This window comes from Aequorivita sp. CIP111184, assembly GCF_900489465.1.
Taxonomy (GTDB): domain Bacteria; phylum Bacteroidota; class Bacteroidia; order Flavobacteriales; family Flavobacteriaceae; genus Aequorivita.
Window position 1 is genome coordinate 17,137 of the sequence record NZ_UEFQ01000036.1, and the last position, 23,696, is coordinate 40,832.

Here is a 23,696-nt window from a genome sequence, read left to right on the forward strand (position 1 = left end):
TGAAGATTTAACTATTTTCTTTTTAGGATATTTTTTTCTTAATACAGCGTCCTCTCGGCTCATCAGCCTCATGAAGTACAATTTCGGAATGAAGGAACTGTGCAGCGGCAGCTGAATCCTTCACTTTGGATGCACTGCGTTCTAACATTTCGGATTCAAACTCACTTAACACACTTTCTCTTACCCCAACTTTTCTCCATTGAGATAAGGGTCTGCATCCTAATGAGATTCCTCTAGCTAATGCCAAAGCATCCAGCAGCGCTTGATTCGCCCCTTGCCCTTTAAATGGACTCATAGGGTGAGCAGCATCACCAATTAGAGTCACTGGTCCGCCTTTTATTAATATCTCTTTCTTAAGTATTTCTCGGTCATACACAGGATATCCAGAAACTTGAGCTTCTGGGGTTGCCGCCAAAATTTGAGGAATAGGATTGTGCCACTGCGTTCTCTTGCATGCTTCTATCTTGAGTGCTCGAGCGCCTTTAGCACTTAATGCCTTGGCCTCTTTTTCTGGCATTGGAAAACTGAGTTGCCACATCACTGAGTCTGACGCATAGGGCATTATGTAGATACGTTCATTACCATTGGCGGTTTGAAATACCGTCGCCGAATCTAACAAAGAACTATCAACACTTTTGAGCGCACTCAAAGAACAAATACCCAATATCACAATACAATCTAGGTACCGTAAAGGGGAAATATTTTCATCCATCAATAAGCTCCGCACCGAACTACGAATTCCATCGGCTCCAACCACAATATCTGCCTTAGCGCTTTTTATTTCTCCGTTCACTTCAAAATTCAGTTCAACAACTTCATTATTAAAATTTTTAAAATTTATTAATTGGTGGCCCCACTGCACTACATCATGGCTGCCAAGTTGTTCAAGCAGCGCTAAACGCAAAGACTGCCGTGCTATATGGACATTTGTGCGTTTTGAAAAGGTTTTTACATCAGACTGTAACCACTTTCTCATACCCCATTCACCGATTACTTTTCCGTCTGTAGTGTGTACTAGATGTCTTTTTGAAATAACTCCTTTTTCTAAAGAGAATATACCAAACCCCTCTATTGCTTTACTAGCTTGTTGCAAAGTGAGTCCATACCCCTGAGATCTTGCATTAAAGTTGCTATCGCGTTCATAAAGTGTAAAAGGTATTCTACGGTGCAAACAAGCCACAGCTAGAGCCACTCCGCCTATACCGGCACCAATAATAGCAACGTGCGGGTAATTTTCTTTATCTGCTAAAGGAGGACTGGCAGAAGGAACTAAACCTGATCCAGAACAGTTTAAGCAAGAATATAAGTGACCCTTAGGACGAACTGGAACTGCTCCTTCGCCATTTGTTTTTTCAAATTGATCGAGTTCCCTCTGGTAACGAAGTCGCACTTTCTTTCGAATTCTTTGGCTTTTTTTGCCACGCCCTTGACATTCTTGACAAATAGTCCAGCTAGTGGCTGTATTTTCCACCTTTTTCACTTTTCATTATTTAATTTGATATTGACTTCCTTCTATAATAAAAAACTTAGCCAGTACTATTGATAATAATAAGTTCTTAATCCCCAATGTTTAAAAACTTTTTTACCATATTCTTTTTTGAAATGGCCCCTAGTAATTGTTCAAAGTTACATGCTGTATTTTTATTCGATTTCATTTTTTGAAATATTCGGTAAAATTTCAATTCCGCTCCTTTTCATAAGCTCACTTGCGTTAAAGTCAGTACATATACCTTGATCAAGTTTATAGCTAAAAATCATCGAATTATCTTTAATTTCACTATTGAAACTATAATTTGTAACTAACTTTTTATTTCCTGATAATTTTGCAAGTTTAATATCGTGTGTGGCAATGATTCCTGAAGTTCTGAGCTTACTTAATTGATTAATCAATGAATTCCCTCCTTTATATCTATCTTCAGAGTTTGTGCCTTTAAACATCTCATCCAACAGGAAATAAATATTATTATTACTTTTTATTTGTTTCAGCATATTTTCAATCCTACTTAATTCTGCATAAAAAGAAGAAATTCCTTTCATTAAATTATCTTGGGTTCGCATACTTGTATATAACTTCAAATTAGAAACCTGTCCATATTTTGCACAACAAGGACCACCAGCTAATGCTAATACAAGGTTTACCCCAACACTTCTTAAAAAAGTGCTTTTTCCTCCCATATTAGAACCAGTAATCATAACGACATCACCTTGTCCTTCTGAATGAAAATCATTGCAAACACGTTTATTAGAGTCTATTAGCGGATGCTCTAACGCCTCGAATTGTATGTAGTGATCCTTTTCTGTTATCTCTGGAAATGCATAGCATGGATTGGAATAGCAAAAACCTGCAAAACTATTTATTACCTCAAACTCACTTACAACTTCTGCCCATAGTTTTAAAAACGCTTTATTCTTTAATTTCCATTTTTCTGTTCCAATAATCAAGTAAATATCCAAAAGCAGGAAACTATTTAATAGTGGATACAAATAATTTCCATTTATCGGTATCTTTTTTATAGGTCTTTGATGTGAGAAGTCCAATAAGCCACATATCCTATTAATTTCATTGCTCGCTGAATATTTGCCCTTTATAAGTATTGACTGTAATTCGTGTAATTTTTTAGATTTAAAACTGTTACTTTCTATTTCAGTAATAAGTGTCTGATAACCCCTTAATGTGTTAAGATTTTCTGTGGAGGTTTCAACAATATTTTCGGCAATTGGTCTTAACTTTCTTAAAATGACTTGATTGATAAACAAGATTAGAATCATTAGAGATAATGAAATAACAACAATTAATGAGCCCAGGTTAGCATAAAAAAAGTATGCGACAAACAAAAAAATAATTGGAAGAGATATTGCTATTGTTATGTATAAATAGCTATGTTTTAATAAAACTATAGGTTTCTCTACCCAAGCCATCAATTTAGAATAATCGCTTGTTTTATTTTGAAAGTGCATACCTGACGCTTGAAAACCTTGCCTCCAATCCAAATTCGGAGATAATTCTTTTATCGCTTCTTGTCTGTCATATATTTCAGAATTAGGTGCAGCTTCAGATAGCCATTGAGATAAATAAATCATACCAGACTCTGTGGTTGTTCTATTAAGCAACTGAAAAATGGAATGTTGTCCGAAAATATCTAGATCAGATGTATAAGGGTGATTTGGATTTATAAATTTATGTCCGGTATCGAATTCTTCCAAATCACATTTTTCTCTTAGAATTTCTGATTCATTTATCTTTTTCAGGAATGTAGTATGCTTTTTTAAGTAATCTATTTTGTTATAGTGCTTTATAACAAAAGCAAAACATATAATTAAAATAGGAAGAACAATAAAAATAGGAGTAATTAATTTGATGGTAAAAGAGGTTATAAGGAAGGCAATTGAAATAACGAAAATTAATAATCTAAGAAATGAAAAACGGGCTAACAACTTGTTAAGCTTTAATAATCTGGCATCATATATTTTTATATTATCTGTATAAATTTTCATTTTTCTTCAATTTAAAATATCCTTCAATATTCAAATATCGGTATAACTTATTTTTAAAATTATACATAACCATTAATGGACGATTACGAAGCTCAAAAATTTGGTGTAAGTACAAGTTTTGATAAGAAATTAAAATCTTGATTTTACTAATTTTTCGTCTTTTATTATATACATTTTTCTATGTCTATATTCATTAGCTTCAAATATAACATAAAAGCTATTACTTCCTAATAACAGTAACTTATTGCTAATTCCTTCTTCTATAAACCAGCAAATAAAATTTTAGAATAGAGTCAATAAAAAAGGTTTCCGCAAATGCGAAAACCTTTTTTGAGAATAGGAACGAAAGGATACTTTTTACACTATTTTTATTTACTTCTCAATAATTAATTTATGTGTTACTTTTCCAGCTGAAGTTTCAAGAGTGATAAGATATATACTGCCACTAGAAAGATTTTTAATCTCCTTAGAATACTTGTTTTTACCTTCTTTTAAATTTTTTAAAACAACTTTATCTACCAATATTCCTTTAACATCGAAAACATAAATTTTCACATCATCATTTTGGGTTAAATTGAACTGTAGATTTAAAATTCCATCATTCGGGTTTGGATAAATTTTTAAATTAAGCGCATCTGTACTAGCGGTATTAAAGTCATCAATTGATAGTGGAGAGGCCGCTTTTATAAAAACTTTAAATATTTGGTTGTTTGCAATACTTTGAGTTCCATCATTAATAAAAAAAATGTTTGGCTGAGAACTACTAATTCCACCAAATATATATCCTATTAAAGTGTTTTCGTTGGTGATGTTATCTAGTTTAAAAACCATATTGTCAAAATGTGGAAAATTTAAATTTGGAATAAACTCTGCGCCAGATCCAAGTAGTGCGGGCATCTCTATTGGCAATTTATGCTCAGACATTACACCATTTGCATCTCGTGTAACTCTTGCGATTGTATTTACAAAAGGCACATTGTCATCCTGAACCAAGGTGCCATTGCTATCATAAAATTGAGCAATCCCGCCAAAAAACACAGTATGCATTTCATTTTCTGTTGTAGAATATAATGGTAAAACGGGACAATGATAATGATTATAATACTGTTGAAATGTATTGTTTACGGCATATCCTTGGGAATCTACTGTAACAGAATTTAAAAAAGGTAAATCTATATTTTGTTGAAAAACGCCGGAAAACATAGTAATTCCTTCAGTTCCATTTGGTAATATTTGAGCTTCTGCATTATAATCTCTTCGATGAAAATTTTCAATGTCTGTATAGGAAGGCAAATGATTAATTGTTATAGAAGTTCCGTCGTCCAAAATTGTAAATCTTCTAATTTGGTTAGAATATTCCTGTACAAATGTTGGCTGGTTATTTGGATTATATCTTCCTATAAATTTTTGCCCTCCAAGCAAATAATAGATGTCATTAATTTTATTTAATCCACCACCCGTAACTTGAAATTTTGGGTCTGTAATTTGTCTAAAATGACTTGTAAAGCTTGAATTTGTAATAATGGCATTAATTACATTAGAAACCTTAATAGCGGTAAGATTTGCATATGTTGTATGATCACCCGCTATTGCACTATATCCATAACCACCAAAACAATATAAATAATCTCCCTCTTGAAAAAACTCCATATTAGTGGCGCTTAATTGTTCTTGGATTGATGTGGGCAATGAAGTAAGTGGTGCTGACCATTTTTGCTCTGTGAGTGGATCTACAACTATTAATTGGTTATTATTTCCCGCGATATCAAAAGCGGCAAAAGGCTGTCTTCGATGTAATCCATCTAAACGGCCCCCAACAATAAGCCATTTGCCATTGTCTTGACCAACGACATACGATTGAATTCCGCCTAAACCATTAATATTTATTGGCTCTATGCTAATTTCAAAAGGAGCTGTTTGCGAAAAACTGAAATATGAAATTAACGTTGCTGCTAGGAGTATTATAATTCTTTGTATCATTCTTAAATTTTAATCAAAACTAATTGTTAGGAATGATTTGTTTTGTAGCTTTTGATACAGACGGTTCTATTTATTTAATAATCTATTAGGCTATAATACCGTATTTTAACAAAAAAATCCCCAAGTCTAAACTTGGGGATTTTCTAATTCTATTACAATAACTTATAATGATGCAATCACTGAAATTTCCACATTTACAAACTTGGGTAGATTTGCAACTTCCACAGTCTCGCGGGCTGGGGCAGTGGTTTCGTTAAAATAGGTGGCATATACTTCGTTAATAGCAGCAAAATTGTGCATATCGCTAATAAAAATACTAGTTTTTAAAATGTTTTCAAACGTCATGCCGGCTTCGGTAAGGATAGCCTTTAGGTTTTCCATTACCAGCTTGGTTTCGGTTTTAATATCATCAATCACTAAATTTCCAGTTTTTGGATCAATAGCAATCTGCCCAGAAGTATAAAGCATATTTCCATTAAGCACCGCTTGGTTATATGGGCCAATAGGAGCAGGGGCGTTGGGTGTAGTGATTATTTTTTTCATTGAAAGTTGAATTTGTGAATCTATGAGTAAACTATATAATTCATTAAAGTCTTTTGTCGCTTTCTCGGCGCTTGTCATATTTAATATCACTAAGCACTGACGATTTTATTCCAACAAAGAAATACCAGGCGGTGTTAATACTGCCAATGGGTGTCCAATTGAAACTCATCTGCCAACTTTCCAAATCGCGCTGGAAACGGAACTGTGTAAGTGTAACCCCTTTGTTTTTAAAATCATACCCAGAGGAAACGCCCACGGTCCATCGCGGTGCAAGTTCCATATTGGTACTCATCATAAACGATTGGCTGGAAATTTCATTCTGTCGCTGGTTGTTTCCGTAGGTTATTGTGTATGCAAAGCGCACATCCCACGGAATACTGTAATTGTACCATTCAATATTGGTTTTGTCTTCATCTTCGTTTTCATCGTTCTTATAAATCTGCCCTTCATAAACATCTGCAGCTTCACCAAAGAGGTCGTCGGGTCGCCCACCATTTCGGAAGGTTTCGTTTTCTATTCGGTCTGTATCTTTTGTTTTTGTTTCAAAATCTTTACTGGAGAAGGAATAGTTTATACTAACATTGGCATTTGTAAGCCTAAAAAGACTTCCCCCATTGTCAATATTAAAAACATCAATCTTTTTATTATTGCTATCGAGAGCATAAGGATCTAAAGTTCCACTAAAGTTGAATTCCAGCTTTTTTACAATTGGAATACTTCCCGTAAATTGCAACGGACTCCATTGTAAAGAATCACCAGCAAGATTATAAGCTGTAGAAAAGTTAAGGTTGTTCAGTAAAGTAACTTTTTTGGGTTCTAAAGCAGTAGTATCTCTATCACGTACTTTAGCTTCAAAAGTATTACTGAGCGACATCCCGATGCTACTTGAATAAACTTTACTTGGAGGCCCGTAAAGCGTATTTTCAAATCTGGAGTATTCTACAACCTGCGCTGCCTCATCTGCGGTGGCAGGTATAATAAATTCATCATAATATCTATCAAAAGATGGATTGATGTTATAACTAATGGAAGGACGAACTACGTGCCTTAGGGCCTGTATTTTACTGTCTTTTCCAAAGTTGAAAATTCCGTAAAGAGTGGTTCCTAAACTGGTTGAAAAATTATAGGTTCTATAACTCTCAAAGCCTGAAAGAGTATCCTGCACAATGCCCCCCAAACCATTGTCTACGGTTTCATCATAGCGTTTTCGCGTACTTTTCAATACCCAAGTTTCACGATAATTAGTTCCTGCAGAAGCACTTAAATATTTTAAAATCTTAAAGTTTGTTGTTAGAGGAATATTGTGCTGTGCGCCAATCTGTGCCGAATTGAACATTTCTGGTTTAAAGAAAAGTGAATCTGTGGTCAGGATTCGGTTTTCAGCAGTAAGATCATACTGAAAGTTTATATTTTGAATAATCCCTTTTTTGGTACCATCTTTTGGTGCGAATGGATAGATTCTTGAAACACTGGTATTCAAATTTGGTAAAGACATGGATATTTCCTGTGTTCTCGTATTTTGTGAATGTGTAGCTGCTACCGACAAATTTACCTGCGGTTCGCCCTCAAACGTTTTTGAATAGGAAATGGAGGAACTCAGTGTATTTACCAATGCGCTTGCATTGTTTGTTTGGTTGATGGATTGCGTAAAATATTTACTGCTCCCTATGTTCACAGAAGCTGAAAAACGGGAGCTTGGGCTGCTTTTAGTATCTTGTGAGTGAGTCCAGCGTATGTTGTAAATACTGCTTTCGCTAAAGTCGGGGAAACCGCGTTCACTATTAACAAGGCTTTCAAACCGCGCACTTAAATTTCCTTTAAATTTATAGCGAATGGCATACGTGGTTTCTCCACGCAATGCATAACTTCCGTTGGTGTAATAATCGCCCAGCAAACTAAAATCCAGATAATCGTTAATGGCAAAATAATACCCACCATTTTGTAAGAAGAAACCACGGTTGTTATTTTCCCCAAATGATGGAATAATAACCCCCGAAGTACGATCTTCCGTCAACGGGAAATATGCAAAAGGGAGTCCGATGGGCGTTGGTACATCGGCAATATACATGTTTGTAAGACCGGTTACAATTTTTTTCTTTGGAACAAATTTCGCCTTTCGGGTATAGAAATAATATTCGGGATCGTCAATATTTTTTGAAGTGGTAAACTTCACATTTCGCAGATAGACTACAGAATCATTCACTTTTTTAGTTACTTCGGCAATCACCTTGAATCCATTTTGCTCCGTTCGGCTATTATATACAAGTGCTTTTTCACTATTAAAATTATACCGAATGGAATCTGGCTCCACACGATTGGCTCCCTGTACAAAAATAGGCCGCTGACTGTAAATACCAGAACTATCAATACCCTTGGCATATACTTCGTTCTTATTGTAGTCAAGAATTATTAACCCAGCATTTATGCGCATATCTCCATAAATTATGAAGGCTTGGTTGTACATATATACTTTATTCTCCTTTCTATTTAGAAATACATAATCTTCTCCATAATATTCTACCACATCAGTTAAGGTTTCTTTGGCAGGCTTTATGGAATCAGTTTTTACAGTGTCTCGGACCTGTTCATTTATTTCGTCAATAACAGGTTTTAAATTTACGGAGAGAGTATCGTCTTTAGTTGTTTTTTGAATATTCGCTTCATTCTTCGGCGGAATATCTTGTGCATGTATAACAGCGCTGCCAAGAAGCAGGAATGTTAAGAAGATTGTTAAGTAATGCCTGTTAGTCTGCAATGCTACGATGCTATTATTTTGTAGTTTTGGCTCAGTATTTGAAACGGTCAAAAATAAACATATTTTTTCGGGTACGTTTTTTTAAATGATTTTTTTAGAAAAAAGAAAATGTGGCTGAAATTGAACCAGGCACAAGGACAAAAAGGAATCACAACAAATAAAAAATGCTTTATAATTTATTTTTTTTACCTAATAGTTTTTACATAAAATAAAATCCCTTATATATCGTATATAAATGTGGTCTTGGTCCATATAGTCAATTTTTAAAATATTAATCAATAATAACAATCGTTAATAGATTTATGCAAACGAAAATATTTTCATCTTTCGTATTAATAATAATTTTTTCAATAACCAGTTTTACTGCTTCTGCGGCTGAAAATCCCATAAAACCATTTATTGTAGTTTTGGACGCAGGGCACGGTGGACACGATACGGGAAATATAGGCAATGGTTACAAGGAATCTGAAATAGCACTAAACATTGTTCTGAAAGTTGGTGCAGAACTGGAAAAGCTTCCAAATGTAAAAGTTATTTACACCCGTAAAACCAATGTTTTTATTGAATTGCGTGAACGCGCCGCCATTGCAAATAGGGCAGATGCAGATCTTTTTGTTTCGGTGCACTGCAACGCTCACAAAAGCCAAGCATATGGTACTGAAACATTTGTACTTGGACTTCATAAAAGCCAAGCTAATTTTGAAGTTGCCAAAAAGGAAAACGAAGTTATCTATCTGGAGGATAACTACAAAGAAAAATATGGCGGTTTTGATCCAAATGCTCCAGAATCATTGATAGGGATGGTATTAATGCAGGAAGAATATTTAGACCAAAGTATCCTTTTGGCAAGTTTGGTGCAAAACAATATCGTAAACAACTTAAAGCAAAATGACAGAAGTGTAAAACAAGCTGGATTTTGGGTTTTACACAATACATACATGCCAAGCGTATTAATTGAAACGGGGCTTCTTACAAATAAAAATGAAGGAGCATATCTAAATTCTGCAAAAGGACAGTCAGAAATGTCACGAGAGATAGGCAATGCTATTAAAACATATATTAGTAGCCTTTCAGTTGCCACTGAAAAAATAAAAGATCCGGAAATAGAACAGATACAAGTTGAGAAAACCATCGAAACTACGAAGGAAAATGTTTATGAAGGCGTAATTTTTAAGGTTCAACTCGCAGCTACCAGTAAAAAGATAGATCCTAAACCCAGTAACTTCAGAGGTATTAAAGAAATAAATCGTGAAAAGGAGGATAAACTTTATAAATACTATTATGGGGAAACATCAGATTATAATAAAATTCAGGTAATGAAAACATTTGCACAGCAAAAAGGATATCCCTCTGCATATATAGTAGCATTTAAAAGTGGGAAAAAAGTTAATGTATCGGAAGTGTTAAAATCCAAAGCCAATTAATAGGCTTTCTTTATATTTATCACTTAAATTTGTTGAAAATCTAAAAATAGAATCTTGAGACTATCGAAAGAAGTTAAAACCGGAATCCTCGCCATTGGCGCTATATTATTATTGATTTTTGGTTACAGTTTTTTAAAGGGAACTAACCTTTTGGACAAAAACCGAGAATTTTTTGTGAAATATAATAACGTTGAAGGTTTAGCACAAGCAGCTCCCGTTACTATCAATGGTCTTACCGTTGGTAAAGTTCAGGACATTACATTTGCAAATTCAAAAGGTGGATTGATAGTAAAATTTACTGTTGAGAAGGATTTCGAATTTTCAAAAAACAGTGTAGTTAGAATTTATAGCACAGGGCTTATTGGCGGAAAATCCTTGGGAATTTTCCCCGAATACGATGTGAAAAATATCGCTAAAAGTGGTGATACGCTTCGTGGGGATGTTGAAGACGGCATGCTAACAGCGGTTTCAAAGGCTTTGGGGCCGTTAGAGAAAAAAGTAAACAATACTTTGGCTACTGTTGATACACTACTGCTAAACGTAAACGCAATAATTGATGAAAAAACCCGTCAAAATTTAAAAGAAGCTATTGAAAATTTAAACAATACCTTAAATTCATTTTCGGGTGTTTCAGAAAACCTGAATCATATTCTTGCAAATAATACAGGTAAACTTGATAATACCTTTACCAATCTAGATCAAACCGCAGGTAATCTTTCCAAATTGACAGATTCTTTAGCGCAATTAGATACAGGAAAACTTGTAACAGATTTGCAAAATGTAGTAGATAAAATGGACAAGATTGTGTCTGGTGTTGATAATGGCGAGGGTTCAATTGGAAAGCTCTTAAAAGACGATAAATTATACGAAAATCTAGAAGGTGCTTCAAGACAGTTGGAACAACTTCTTCAAGACGTGAAATTGAATCCAAAACGTTACGTTCACATTTCTGTTTTCGGAAAAAAGAACAAAGAATACGAAACGCCGGACAACCCAGACGAATAAACCATGCAGTACATTCCGAATATACTTTTCTCAATCGCCCTTGCAGTGGGTATTGGTTATTTTACCATTAACATTCGTAAAATAATCCGAAATATAAAATTGGGGCATGAAATTGATGCTTCAGATAATACAGCCCAAAGATGGAGCAACGTATTCCGAATTGCCCTCGGGCAGTCAAAAATGGTTGTTCGCCCAATTCCTGGATTGCTTCACATCTTTGTTTATGTAGGTTTTGTCATTATAAATATTGAAGTACTCGAAATAATTATTGATGGTATTTTCGGAACGCACAGAGTTCTTTTTTCAATACTCCCTACTGGTTTATACAACTTTTTGATTGCTTCTTTTGAAATTCTTGCTTTCCTCGTTTTAATAGGAGTTATTCTTTTTTGGACTCGAAGAAACATTCAAAAATTAAAACGTTTCTGGGCTAATGAAATGAAAGGCTGGCCAAAAAACGACGGAAATATCATCCTTTATTTTGAAATGGTGTTGATGGTTCTTTTTCTAACAATGAATGCGGCTGATCAATCTTTACAATCATTGGGCGCAAGCCATTATGTTGAAGCTGGATCATTTCCTATAAGTCAATTTATCGCTCCACTTTTCAACGGACTTTCTGAAGGGACATTAATTGCAATAGAGCGCGGTGCTTGGTGGTTGCATATTTTAGGAATACTTGTGTTTCTTAATTACCTGTACTTTTCAAAACACCTTCACATTATCTTGGCGTTCCCAAATGTTTATTTCGGAAAAGTAGTTCCAAAAGGAAAATTTAAAAACCTTGATTCCGTTACTAATGAAGTGAAAATGATGATGGATCCAAATGTAGATCCATTTGCAGCGCCCGCGGAAGGAGTAGCGGAAGCACCTGCAAAATTTGGCGCCAGCGATGTGATGGATTTAAACCGAATTCAATTGTTGAATGCTTATACCTGCACAGAATGTGGCCGATGTACCAGTGAATGTCCCGCAAATATTACTGGCAAAAAACTTTCTCCCAGAAAGATAATGATGGACACCCGTGATCGTTTAGAAGAAATAGGGGAGAACATCAATAAAAATGGGGAGTTCAAACCAGACGGAAAACAATTGCTTGACGATTACATTTCAAGAGAAGAACTTTGGGCTTGCACCACTTGTAATGCTTGTGTAGAAGCTTGCCCTGTAAGCATAGATCCATTGAGTATTATTATGGATATGCGCCAGTATTTGGTAATGGAACAATCTGCAGCACCCACAGAGTTGAATGTTTCAATGACCAACATTGAAAACAATGGCGCCCCTTGGCCTTACAACCAAATGGATCGTTTAAACTGGAAAGATGAAAACTAGTAATTAATTCAATTTATTGAATTAAAAATTAAACAAGATGAAGAAAGAAGAAGTAGAAAAAATGCTGCACGAGAAAGTAGAAAAAGGCGAACACGTAAGCCCTATTCTTCCCGAAGGAACAAAAAACTACTTGATTGATATAGACGGTACCATTACAGATGATATTCCAAACGAAGAGCCTGAAAGAATGGCAACATGTGAACCGTTTCCCGATGCTTTAAAAACATTGAATAAATGGTATGACGAAGGCCATATTATATGCTTTTTTACATCGCGCACAGAAGCCCATCGGGAAGTAACCGAAAATTGGCTAAACAAACACGGCTTTAAATATCATAGTATGTTGATGGGAAAACCACGCGGTGGAAACTATCATTGGGTGGATAACCATTTGGTGAAAGCCACGAGGTACAAAGGAAAATTTACAGATCTAGTAGAAAAAGAAGTAACTATCGAAGTTTTTGAAGATTAATTAGATAGAAATATAAATTGTCACCCTGAGCGCAGTTGAAGGGTTGAAAATAGAAACTTAAAAAAATGACTGAACAAATAAAAGTCCCAACAATGGCCGAATATATGGCCCAAGGCAAAAAACCCGAAGTTTTATTTTGGGTAGGTTGTGCAGGGAGTTTTGACGACCGTGCAAAAAAAATTACCAAAGCCTTTGTGAGGTTGCTCAACAAAGCAAATATAGATTTCGCCGTTCTTGGAACTGAGGAAAGTTGTACCGGTGATCCCGCAAAAAGAGCAGGGAATGAGTTTCTGTTCCAAATGCAGGCAATGACCAATATTGAAGTACTTAACGGATACGAAATAAAAAAAATAGTTACTGCGTGTCCGCATTGCTTCAACACAATAAAAAACGAATATCCTGGTCTTGGTGGCAATTATGAAATAATGCATCACACCCAGTTCCTCAAATCTTTGATGGAAGAAGGACGTTTGAAAGTGGAGGGAGGTAAATTCAAAGGAAAACGTATTACATTCCACGATCCATGTTATTTGGGAAGAGCGAATGGGGAGTATGAAGCACCGCGAGAATTGCTTCAAAAACTTGAAGTAGAGCTAGTAGAAATGAAACGCTGTAAAAGCCGCGGATTATGTTGTGGTGCTGGTGGTGGCCAAATGTTTAAGGAGCCAGAAGCTGGAAATAAAGATATTAATGTGGAGCGCACAGAAGAAGCTTTGGAAACCGCTCCTAAAATTATTGCGGCGGCCTGCCCGTTTTGCAATACCATGATGACAGATGGAGTTAAGGCTAAACACGCCGAAGAAGATGTTCAGGTTTTGGACATTGCGGAAATGATTGCAAATGCAGAAGATTTATAAAAATGCTGACAGATTTTAAAAACCTCCCCGATGATTCAAGAGTATGGATTTATCAGGCCAATAGAAAATTAAGTGACGATGAAGTTGCTGAAATCTCCAAATTAACAGAAGATTTCTTAACTAAATGGACCGCCCACGGCGCTGAGTTGGAAGCGGGCTTAGAAATAAAATACAATCGTTTTATTGTTTTAGGATTAAATCAAGCAAATGCCTCAGCTTCTGGCTGTAGCATAGATTCATCTGTACATTTTATTCAATCGCTTCAGGAAAAATTTGATGTTGATTTACTTGATAAAATGAATGTTACTTTCTATTCTGGCGAATATATTGCGTATAAAACTTTGGCCGATTTTAGAAAAATGGCGAAAGACAAATCTGTATCAAAAAACACTGTTGTCTTTAATAACCTTGTAAATACAAAAGCAGAATATCTTGAAAATTGGGAAGTTCCCGCGAACGAAAGTTGGCACAATAGATTTTTATCATAAAAAACATTTTAAAATTATGAAAAAATTATTGTTTGCACTTGCATTCTTTATTCTGTGTTTTCCTGCTTTTTCTCAGGATAAAAACCCATTAATCGTTAAAAAAGATTTTCAAAACCAAAAAAAATGGGTCGATAGTATTTACGACAATATGACTTTGGAAGAAAAAATGGGCCAACTGTTTATGGCTGATATTTTCAGCAGCGACCCGAAGGAAAAAACTGATAAAATAAAAGACTTAATTAGCAACTACAATCTTGGAGGAGTAATCTTTTCAAAAGGTGGTCCAGTTCGGCAAGCCCGATTAAATAACGAGTTTCAATCACTCGCAAAAATTCCGTTACTAGTTGGAATGGATGCAGAATGGGGGCTAGCTATGCGTCTCGATTCAACATATGCTTTTCCGTGGAATATGACATTGGGTGCAATTACAGATAACAAAATAATTGAAAAAATAGGACATCGCATTGGCGAACAGTCTAAACGCTTGGGGGTCCACATAAACTTTGCGCCAGTTGTTGATATAAATACAAATCCTAAAAACCCAATTATAGGGAACCGTTCTTTTGGAGAAGAAAGGGATAATGTAACAGAAAAAGCGCTCGCTTTTATGAAAGGAATGCAGAGTGCTGGGGTTATGGGCAGTGCAAAGCATTTTCCTGGTCACGGCGATACCGATATGGATAGCCACAAAGCTCTACCCACTGTTGATTTTTCTAGAGAAAGACTTGACACCTTGGAGCTGTTTCCTTACAAAAGATTGATAAATGAAGGATTAAATAGTGTAATGGTCGCACATTTGAATGTCCCTGCATTGGAAGAACAAGCCAATTACCCTTCATCGCTCTCCGCTAAAGTGGTGACAGATCTTTTAAAAAATGAAATGGGGTTTAATGGCCTTATTTTTACCGATGCGCTTAATATGAAAGGTGCTTCTAACTTTAAAAAACCTGGCGAAATTGAATTGGCAGCTTTTTTGGCCGGAAATGACGTGCTTTTGATTTCTGAAGATATTCCGAAGGCAATGGAATTTCTAATCAATTCATTTAATGAAGGCGTTATTAGTGAAAAGCGATTGGCTTATTCCGTAAAGAAAATTCTTTATGCCAAATATAAAGTAGGCTTAAATCACTATAAGCCCGTAAATACTACTTATTTGGTAGAAGATTTAAATTCGGTTAATGACAATGCGCTCTATGAAGAGGCTATGGATAATGCATTGACCGTGATCAAGAATGATCGCGCCATTCTTCCCATAAAAGATCTTCAAAAAAAGAAAATTGCCTATATAAATTTTGGAGATGACTCTGGAGAAGAGTTTTTAGAAGAATTAAGAAAATATGGCAATGTTACTTGGGTAAAGGCAAATAGTTTGGACGATTATGTTCAGAATTTAAAAGAGTATAATTATGTAATTATTGGTTTTCATAAATCAAATGATAACCCTTGGAAAAAGTTTGAATTTTCTGAAAATGAACTTGTTTGGCTTTATGAAATTGCACGAACCAACACTGTTATTCTTGATGTTTTTGCAAGGCCTTATGCAATGTTAGATTTGAAAACTACCTCTAATTTTGAAGGTGTAATTATGTCTTATCAAAACAGCAAAATTTCACAACAAATATCGGCACAGTTAATTTTTGGCGCTCGGGAGGCTAAAGGAAAATTACCTGTTTCATTGGGTGCGGATTTTCCTTTAAATAGTAGTTTAAAAACAAAATCACTTAAAAGACTTCAATACGGAACCCCCGAAAGTGTTGGTGTAAATAGTTATAAGCTAAAAAAAATAGACTCTCTTGCAAACTTAGGTATTAGTCAAGGAATGTATCCCGGAGCTCAAATTCTAGTAGCACGTAAAGGAAAGATTATCTATCAGAAGGACTTTGGCTATCATGAATATGATAAAAATCTCGCAGTTCGTGACACCAATGTGTACGATCTTGCTTCCCTTACAAAAATTCTTGCCAGTTTACCGTTAATAATGCAGCTAGTAGATCAAGAGGAATTGAGTTTAGACACCAAACTTTCCGATATGCTTCCGGAGTATAAAAATTCAAACAAAGCAAACATAACTTTAAAGCAAATGCTCTCGCATTACGCTCGCCTTAAAGCTTGGATTCCTTTTTATCGCCATACTTTTAATGAAGAAAAAACAGGTATTTCCTCAAAATACTATTCAGATATTCCCGGGAAAGACTTCAACGTGCAAGTGGCCGAAAATCTATATATGCGAAGGGATTATATGGATACTATTTTTAAAGATATCCGTGAAAGTGATTTGAATCCAAAATTAGAATACAAATACAGTGATCTACCATATTATATCTTGAAGCAGTATTTTGAGCGAAAATATGGAAAACCTTTGGAAATCATTGTACAAGAGAATATTTATGAATCTTTGGGAGCCAATTATACAGGCTACCATCCTTTGGAAAAATTTTCAAAAGATAATATTCCCCCGACAGAACAAGATGATCTTTTCAGAAAGCAGAAAGTTCAAGGGTATGTGCACGACCAAGGAGCAGCAATGCTGGGCGGTGTGAGTGGTCACGCGGGATTATTCAGTAATTCTAACGATGTAGCCAAAATAATGCAGATGTATCTCTGGGAGGGATTTTATGGAGGAAAACGATATTTTAAACCAGAAACCATGGAGATTTTTAACACCTGCTATTATTGTGATAAAAACGTAAGACGAGGTGTTGGTTTTGATAAACCACAATTGGGAACCTCGGGTCCAACTTGTGGTTGTGTGTCTATGACTAGTTTTGGACACAGTGGTTTTACAGGTACTTTTGCCTGGGCAGACCCTGAACAGGAAATTGTTTATATATTTTTATCAAATAGAACTTTTCCCGACTCTGAAAATAGAAAACTGATCCAGAGCGATTTGCGAAGCAAAATTCAGGAAGCTATTTATGATGCAATTGATTATTAAAGGGAAACAGGAAAAAAGACCACTTCGCTGCACCTCCCACAACAAATTTTAATTAAATAACAAATTGTCCTGTTTCCTTTAGTTTTGGGTCTTAGTTCAAAATAGAAAAATTATGAGAATAGCAATAGTATGTTATCCAACCTTTGGTGGGAGTGGGGTAGTAGCCACAGAACTTGGTTTGGCACTTGCCGAAAATGGACATGAAATTCATTTTATTACATACAAGCAACCTGTGCGATTAGAACTGCTTTCAAAAAATATTCACTTTCACGAAGTTTCTGTTCCAATGTATCCACTTTTCCATTATCAACCTTACGAGCTTGCTCTTTCCAGCAAATTGGTAGATATGGTGAAACTTCATAAAATTGAAGTCCTCCACGTGCATTATGCTATTCCACATGCCTATGCAGGCTATATGGCGAAAAAAATGCTGGAAGAAGAAAATATATATATTCCAATGGTTACCACGCTTCACGGAACCGATATTACATTGGTTGGAAATCATCCATTTTATAAACCTGCAGTTACTTTCAGTATCAATAACAGTGATGTGGTAACTTCAGTTTCAAAAAGCTTAAAAGATGATACTTTGCACCTTTTTGACATAAGAAAGGAAATACACGTTGTTCCCAATTTTATAGACATCCCAAAAAAAATAAATACGTTTACCGATTGTCAGCGGGATATGATGGCGGCTAGAGATGAACGTATAATAACACATGTAAGTAATCTCCGTAAAGTAAAAAGGGTAAAAGATGTAATAGAAGTATTTTACCGTATTCAGAAAAAAATTCCATCAAAATTGATAATTGTGGGCGAAGGTCCAGAACGCGAAGCTTGCGAAAACTTGTGTGCAAAAAGAGGAATAGAAGAAAAAGTACTTTTTCTGGGAAATAGTAATGAAGTGGATAAAATTTTATGTTTTACAGATCTATTTATTCTCCCGTCGGAAAAAGAAAGTTTTGGTCTTGCAGCTCTAGAAGCAATGGCTTGCGGAGTACCGGTAATTTCAAGCAACACTGGAGGTCTTCCTGAAGTAAACATTCAAGGCGTAAGTGGATTTTTAAGCGATGTAGGTAACGTTGACGAGATGGCCGAAAATGCATTAAAAATTCTTAGTTCGGATGAATCGTTAAGTATATTTAAAAAGCAGGCCGTTGAATCTGCAATGATTTATGATACCAAGAAAATAGTGCCTTTGTATGAAAAATTATATGAAGAAGCAATCCTTCAAATGAAACAGTTCTAATTTTTAATAATTTGTTTTTATAAATTCCATTGCATTATCATGCATCACTCGCTCTACAATAGTTTCAGCGTTGATCCTGTTAAAGTCATTGAGCATAATTAAATTTTTTGAAAGGTAACTTTCAGCATGATTAAGTAATTCTTCGGATAGATCCTTCATATTTTCTGCAGTCCACAAGCCATTGATAGGGTTTACAATTCCATCAAAATCACTACCAATACTTTGTATTCCCCAGCAAAATAAACCTTTTCTATCAAGAACTTCTGCAATATGTTGCACTTGCCGCCAAACCAACAGTGCTTTTTTATTTAGCTGTTTGCGTTTGTTAGGGAAAATCATTTTACTTTCTGAAATGGCTTTACTACTACCAATGCGCCTTTCGTCCAACTGTATTCCGAAGATTCCACTACTTCTTGCAATTCGAATTAATTCATCATCATAGAAATTAATGTCAATATCACAAAACCAATCTTCGTGTCCCATAAAATCCCTTAGATTCCATTCAACAATAGAACGTTTGCCATTACACGCTCCGTGACTTGCGATTATTGGTATCTTTTCAGAAACATATTTTGTGTCCAATAAGTTATAATATGCTTTTCGCGAAGAAGTACTCAAGTGCTTTACATCTATCGGGATTCTTTTGCCGTCAGTATTGTCAAGTAACAAATCAATCGCATCAAAGCCTAGATCCGTAATCCCAGTATTTAAACCTCTATCTTGATTTTTTTTGAGCATACCAATAGAGATGCTTCGTGCGTGCCCACAAAGTTCATTGTAAAAATGATGGGCTAGCGTAAGAAACATCGGGCGATGCTCCCAGTTTTTTATGGCGTTTATGTTTCCAATTACTTCGGTACGGCTTGCCATGTCTTTGTTTAAGTCTAATCCAGTATTAAAACTATGACCACCCTCAATGGTGATGATAATATTTATAATTTTTTTTGAATCAGTTTCCTGTGAAAGATTTTTTTCTACATCCTTATAACTTCGTACAATTCGATAGGTGTAAATTACTCCATCAATATTTTCTACCTGATTATGGAGCTGTTTGTAATAATGATATTCATCCATCAAATCCAGATAATAGTCATTATTACTTCGTATATAATCCATCCTGGATTGACTAATACTTGCAGCAAGATTAACTAATACGTCTGTAACTCCTTTTATTCCGATGATTTCTTTGCCAAAAAAATGTTTTTCAAAAGGGTAGAGGGCAACAACAACTACTTTGGTTTTGGATTTTGCTAAAGCAGTTAAATCAGTTTGAGTGAATTTGGTAAGAGTAACAATTCGATTGACAAATTTTTCAAGGAAATTGGGAGGACTATAATGCCAAATTGAGTTTTTTCTATTTGGATCTAGCGCATTTTGTTTGGTTGGTTTATTCTTAAAACTTTTGCTATAAGGTTTTAACGAGGGGTGGCAATGAATATCAACATAATTCTTTTTCATAATCCTTTATTTTATGGAACTTTTAAAATTGCAATAAAATTTAAAGCTACAAAACAGGATTTTTCCTGTTTTTTAAAAGGAAAATGCCCCTTTAAAAAGGGGCATTTTTTGTAAAATAATATGTTGAATTAATTTTAAAACTGATAACGAGCACTCAAACCTACATCAAAACTAACATCATCTCTGTACCCCAAGTTTGCCTGTGGTCTGAAATCAAAAGAAATAAGTAACGGGAAATCAAAATTGTATTCTATCCCAACATCGCCCGTTAAAAAGGCAAATGCTTCAGAATCATTATACCTGTCGTCATAAGGGTAATCGTTATTCTTACGATCATAACTTACAACACCTGCACCCAAACCAGGACCAGCATACCAATTGAACCCACCATCAATATTCCAAACCCATTGATAGATTCCGGTAAGCTTTACGGCATCCCAATAACGCTTACTGTGAAACGCCAATCCAAGTTCCAGCCGGTTATCATCACCAACCGCACGTTGGTAGTTTACTTCTGGGCCAAAACCATCACTTTCGCTTAGGCGAATACCAATGGCATTTTTTGAAATTTCTTGTGCACTAGCTTGCCATCCAAATGCAGAAACCATAAACATTAAAAAAATTGCTTTTTTCATAATTATTCTATTAGTTAATAAGCTGTAAAAGTAACTCTATTACTAAGTAGCAATAGTTAATAGCGTGCCAATCCTTAATTAAATATCTACAAATTTTTGTTAAGGAATTTTCTACATTTACAGTCTGTGCTATGAAAAAAGAACTCCAAGATTTCAATAATACTTTTGAAGGTGAATTTTTTAAAGATTCACTCCATAAAAGCATTTATGCAACGGATGCATCCGTATATAGAAAAATACCATTCGCTGTAGCGTATCCAAAAAATGAAGCGGATATTAAACAGTTAATTTCATTTGCTGCCAAAAATAATACATCGCTAATTCCTAGAACTGCAGGTACATCGTTGGCCGGACAATGTGTAGGCGATGGAATTGTAGTGGATGTATCAAAATATTTCACTAAAATTCTTTCGGTAGATACAGAAAAGAGAACTGTTACGCTTCAGCCTGGAGTGATTCGGGATGTATTGAATGCATATTTAAAACCTTTTGGACTTTTCTTCGGGCCGAATACTTCCACCAGTAATCGGTGTATGATTGGCGGAATGGTAGGAAACAACAGCTGCGGCACAACCTCTATTCAATATGGAGTTACACGCGACAAAGTTTTAAAACTAAAAACCATTCTTTCCAATGGAAGTGAAGCAATTTTTGCCCCCCTTTCAAAAGAAGAATTTTTAATAAAAACGGAACTGGATTCTTTGGAAGGAAAAATTTATAAAACAATTTACAATGAATTAATTTCCAAAGAAGCACAGCAAGAAATCTGGAAGGAATTTCCAAAGCTCGGAATCCACCGCAGAAATACAGGGTATGCAATAGATAGTTTACTCAATACTTCTGTTTTTGGTGAATGTAACGATGAAATAAACATTTGCTCCTTACTGTGCGGTAGCGAGGGGACTCTTGCCTTTACAACAGAAATCACACTGCAATTAGATCCATTGCCACCAAAATTTACCGCCATGGTGGCTACTCATTACCACACTTTGGAGGATTGTTTGAACGATGTGGTAATCGCTATGCAGCACAATCTGCATACCTGCGAAATGATGGATAATGTAATTTTGGATTGTACGAAAAAAAACAAAACCTACGAACCGTATCGTTTTTTTGTAAAAGACAATCCGAAGGCTATATTGCTTTTAGAACTTAAAAGCCATTCAGAAGCAGATTTAAATAGACAGACAGAAGCTTTATTGGAATCATTAAAGATTTCTGCACATAGCTACCACAGCCCCATTTTAAGAGGCGAAGAGATTGATATGGCGCTCGAACTTCGAAAAGCTGGCTTGGGACTTTTGGGGAATATGGTTGGTGATAAAAAAGCAGTTGCTTGTATTGAAGACACAGCAGTTGCTTTGGAGGATTTATCTGCTTACATACAGGAATTTTCCGCTTTGATGAAAAAGTACGATCAGCAAGCTGTTTACTATGCACACGCTGGGGCAGGTGAGTTGCATTTGCGACCCATTCTTAATTTGAAAGAAACAGAAGGGGTTGACTATTTCCGAAAAATCACCACTGATGTTGCAAAGCTTTGTAAAAAATATAATGGGTCCTTTAGCGGCGAGCACGGTGATGGCATTGTTCGCGCAGAATTTATTCCTTTAATGATTGGGGAAAAGAATTATGAAGTTTTAAAAGAAATTAAATCTGCCTTCGATCCAAAAAATATATTTAATCCGGGAAAGATTGTCGATGCTTTTAAAATGGACGAGTCATTACGTTATGTAATTGATAGAGAGGAGCCAACTATTGAAACCTTACTTGATTTCAGTGATTCTGAGGGAATTTTACGGTTAGCAGAAAAATGTAATGGTAGTGGCGATTGCCGAAAAAGTGAAAACGCTGCTGGAGCAATGTGCCCCAGTTATCACGCTACAAAAAATGAAAAAGATACAACTCGTGCAAGAGCCAATGCATTGCGGGAGGTATTAACAAATAATGAAGCTGTTAATAAATTTAATTCTAAGGAGTTAAAAGAAGTTTTTGATTTGTGTATTAGCTGTAAAGCCTGTGCTAGTGAATGCCCAAGTAACGTGGATATCAGTTCTGCAAAAGCAGAATTTTTATATCAGTACAACAAATCAAATGGCGTCTCACTTTCCAATAAATTATTTGGAAAAAGCACAAAGCTTAATAGAATGGCATCGAGTATTCCGAAGTTATCAAATTGGTTTTTTTCAAATGGTTTTACTTCAAATATTATTAAAAATATAAGTGGAGTCCATCAAAATAGATCCTTGCCAATAATTTCAACTAATAGTTTTAGTAAAATACATCAATCCATTAAAAAACAACATATTAAAGAAAATTTTATCGAAACTAAATTTCATAAAAATCTATTGTTATTTGTTGATGAATTTAGTAATTATTTGGATGCCGAAATAGCACTGGATTCTTTTTTACTTTTAACGGGTTTAGGTTACAAAGTTACAGTTATTGATACTTTAGATAGCGGTAGGGCATTGATTTCAAAAGGGTTTTTGGAGGAAGCAAAAAAGGAAGCCAATAAAAATATTTCTTATTTAAAAGACAAGGTTTCAGAAATGATTCCGTTGGTAGGTATTGAACCGTCTGCAATTCTTTCTTTTCGCGATGAATATTTGCGATTGGCGGATGATAAATTAGCCGCAGCTAATATTTCAAAAAATGCATTCTTGATAGAGGAGTTTTTGGCATCTGAAATCCAAAATAAAACTATTTCTGCAGCACAGTTCACTTCTGAAGCAAAAAATATTAAAATTCATTCACACTGTCACCAAAAATCATTGAGTAACCAAAAAGTGACTTTTGATATTTTAAATCTTCCCATAAATTATAAACCCACCATCATTGCTTCTGGCTGTTGTGGGATGGCCGGAAGTTTTGGGTATGAAAAGAAACATTACGAAGTAAGTATGAAAATAGGGGAGTTGAAGCTATTTCCCTCAGTGAGAAAAACAACCGAAGAAACGATTATTTCAGCTAATGGCACAAGTTGTAGGCATCAAATTTTGGATGGAACTGGAAGGAAAGTTTTACATCCTGTCACTATTTTAAAAAATGCATTAAAAAAGTAA

General features: G+C 35.2%; 16 protein-coding genes. 9 read left to right on the plus strand and 7 right to left on the minus strand.

Annotated features, from left to right (window positions below):
• Positions 1–22 precede the first annotated feature (22 nt).
• From AEQU1_RS15800 to AEQU1_RS15820, 5 genes are all read right to left on the minus strand, one after another.
• A complete protein-coding gene (locus tag AEQU1_RS15800; protein WP_111882654.1) occupies positions 23–1,480 on the minus strand; it encodes an NAD(P)/FAD-dependent oxidoreductase in 1,458 nt (485 codons plus the stop codon).
• Between the two features lie 161 nt (positions 1,481–1,641).
• Positions 1,642–3,495, minus strand: coding sequence for a MutS-related protein (locus AEQU1_RS15805; RefSeq protein ID WP_111882656.1), 1,854 nt, complete (start codon positions 3,493–3,495; stop codon positions 1,642–1,644).
• Between the two features lie 372 nt (positions 3,496–3,867).
• Positions 3,868–5,475 (minus strand): T9SS type A sorting domain-containing protein, encoded by a 1,608-nt coding sequence (locus AEQU1_RS15810; RefSeq protein WP_111882657.1) that lies wholly within the window; start codon positions 5,473–5,475, stop codon positions 3,868–3,870.
• Positions 5,476–5,637: 162 nt separating this feature from the next.
• Entirely contained in the window at positions 5,638–6,018 is a 381-nt protein-coding gene (locus AEQU1_RS15815; RefSeq protein ID WP_111882759.1) for a RidA family protein, read from the minus strand.
• A gap of 43 nt (positions 6,019–6,061) precedes the next feature.
• Complete coding sequence (locus AEQU1_RS15820; protein WP_111882659.1) at positions 6,062–8,824, minus strand: putative LPS assembly protein LptD; 2,763 nt, start codon at positions 8,822–8,824, stop codon at positions 6,062–6,064.
• Between the two features lie 251 nt (positions 8,825–9,075).
• Between AEQU1_RS15820 and AEQU1_RS15825 the strand changes: the two genes are divergently transcribed.
• From AEQU1_RS15825 to bshA, 8 genes are all read left to right on the plus strand, one after another.
• Entirely contained in the window at positions 9,076–10,197 is a 1,122-nt protein-coding gene (locus AEQU1_RS15825) for an N-acetylmuramoyl-L-alanine amidase (protein WP_111882660.1), read from the plus strand.
• 54 nt (positions 10,198–10,251) lie between these two features.
• Positions 10,252–11,202 carry an MlaD family protein gene (locus AEQU1_RS15830; protein WP_111882662.1) on the plus strand — a complete coding sequence of 317 codons (951 nt, stop codon included), beginning with the start codon at positions 10,252–10,254 and terminating at the stop codon, positions 11,200–11,202.
• Positions 11,203–11,205: 3 nt separating this feature from the next.
• The gene (locus AEQU1_RS15835; protein ID WP_111882663.1) at positions 11,206–12,537 is read left to right on the plus strand and encodes a (Fe-S)-binding protein; all 1,332 of its coding nucleotides are present in this window, start codon (positions 11,206–11,208) and stop codon (positions 12,535–12,537) included.
• A 37-nt stretch (positions 12,538–12,574) separates the two neighbouring features.
• Positions 12,575–13,009, plus strand: a complete 435-nt coding sequence (locus AEQU1_RS15840) for a phosphoheptose isomerase (RefSeq protein WP_111882665.1) — start codon at positions 12,575–12,577, stop codon at positions 13,007–13,009.
• A gap of 65 nt (positions 13,010–13,074) precedes the next feature.
• On the plus strand, positions 13,075–13,866 hold the full coding sequence (locus tag AEQU1_RS15845; RefSeq protein WP_111882666.1) for a (Fe-S)-binding protein: 792 nt from the start codon (positions 13,075–13,077) through the stop codon (positions 13,864–13,866).
• 2 nt (positions 13,867–13,868) lie between these two features.
• A complete protein-coding gene (locus tag AEQU1_RS15850) occupies positions 13,869–14,354 on the plus strand; it encodes an ABC transporter ATPase (RefSeq protein WP_111882668.1) in 486 nt (161 codons plus the stop codon).
• A gap of 16 nt (positions 14,355–14,370) precedes the next feature.
• Positions 14,371–17,289, plus strand: coding sequence for a glycoside hydrolase family 3 N-terminal domain-containing protein (locus AEQU1_RS15855; RefSeq protein ID WP_111882669.1), 2,919 nt, complete (start codon positions 14,371–14,373; stop codon positions 17,287–17,289).
• A gap of 112 nt (positions 17,290–17,401) precedes the next feature.
• A complete protein-coding gene (gene bshA, locus AEQU1_RS15860) occupies positions 17,402–18,538 on the plus strand; it encodes an N-acetyl-alpha-D-glucosaminyl L-malate synthase BshA (protein ID WP_111882671.1) in 1,137 nt (378 codons plus the stop codon).
• Positions 18,539–18,541: 3 nt separating this feature from the next.
• Here bshA and AEQU1_RS15865 read toward each other — a convergent pair whose 3' ends face one another.
• Positions 18,542–19,996 (minus strand): membrane dipeptidase, encoded by a 1,455-nt coding sequence (locus AEQU1_RS15865; protein ID WP_111882673.1) that lies wholly within the window; start codon positions 19,994–19,996, stop codon positions 18,542–18,544.
• Positions 19,997–20,130: 134 nt separating this feature from the next.
• Positions 20,131–20,631 carry a hypothetical protein gene (locus AEQU1_RS15870; RefSeq protein WP_111882674.1) on the minus strand — a complete coding sequence of 167 codons (501 nt, stop codon included), beginning with the start codon at positions 20,629–20,631 and terminating at the stop codon, positions 20,131–20,133.
• Positions 20,632–20,762: 131 nt separating this feature from the next.
• Here AEQU1_RS15870 and AEQU1_RS15875 point away from each other — a divergent pair, with 131 nt between their 5' ends.
• Positions 20,763–23,696 (plus strand): FAD-binding and (Fe-S)-binding domain-containing protein, encoded by a 2,934-nt coding sequence (locus tag AEQU1_RS15875; RefSeq protein WP_111882676.1) that lies wholly within the window; start codon positions 20,763–20,765, stop codon positions 23,694–23,696.

What these genes read in the sequence shown, in the direction of transcription:
- AEQU1_RS15870 (WP_111882674.1), bottom strand. Translation starts at nt 20,631, where the DNA reads ATGAAAAAAGCAATTTTTTTAATGTTTATGGTTTCTGCATTTGGATGG.
- AEQU1_RS15815 (WP_111882759.1), bottom strand. Translation starts at nt 6,018, where the DNA reads ATGAAAAAAATAATCACTACACCCAACGCCCCTGCTCCTATTGGCCCA.
- bshA (WP_111882671.1), top strand. Translation starts at nt 17,402, where the DNA reads ATGAGAATAGCAATAGTATGTTATCCAACCTTTGGTGGGAGTGGGGTA.
- AEQU1_RS15805 (WP_111882656.1), bottom strand. Translation starts at nt 3,495, where the DNA reads ATGAAAATTTATACAGATAATATAAAAATATATGATGCCAGATTATTA.
- AEQU1_RS15875 (WP_111882676.1), top strand. Translation starts at nt 20,763, where the DNA reads ATGAAAAAAGAACTCCAAGATTTCAATAATACTTTTGAAGGTGAATTT.
- AEQU1_RS15810 (WP_111882657.1), bottom strand. Translation starts at nt 5,475, where the DNA reads ATGATACAAAGAATTATAATACTCCTAGCAGCAACGTTAATTTCATAT.
- AEQU1_RS15840 (WP_111882665.1), top strand. Translation starts at nt 12,575, where the DNA reads ATGAAGAAAGAAGAAGTAGAAAAAATGCTGCACGAGAAAGTAGAAAAA.
- AEQU1_RS15850 (WP_111882668.1), top strand. Translation starts at nt 13,869, where the DNA reads ATGCTGACAGATTTTAAAAACCTCCCCGATGATTCAAGAGTATGGATT.
- AEQU1_RS15845 (WP_111882666.1), top strand. Translation starts at nt 13,075, where the DNA reads ATGACTGAACAAATAAAAGTCCCAACAATGGCCGAATATATGGCCCAA.
- AEQU1_RS15835 (WP_111882663.1), top strand. Translation starts at nt 11,206, where the DNA reads ATGCAGTACATTCCGAATATACTTTTCTCAATCGCCCTTGCAGTGGGT.
- AEQU1_RS15865 (WP_111882673.1), bottom strand. Translation starts at nt 19,996, where the DNA reads ATGAAAAAGAATTATGTTGATATTCATTGCCACCCCTCGTTAAAACCT.
- AEQU1_RS15855 (WP_111882669.1), top strand. Translation starts at nt 14,371, where the DNA reads ATGAAAAAATTATTGTTTGCACTTGCATTCTTTATTCTGTGTTTTCCT.
- AEQU1_RS15825 (WP_111882660.1), top strand. Translation starts at nt 9,076, where the DNA reads ATGCAAACGAAAATATTTTCATCTTTCGTATTAATAATAATTTTTTCA.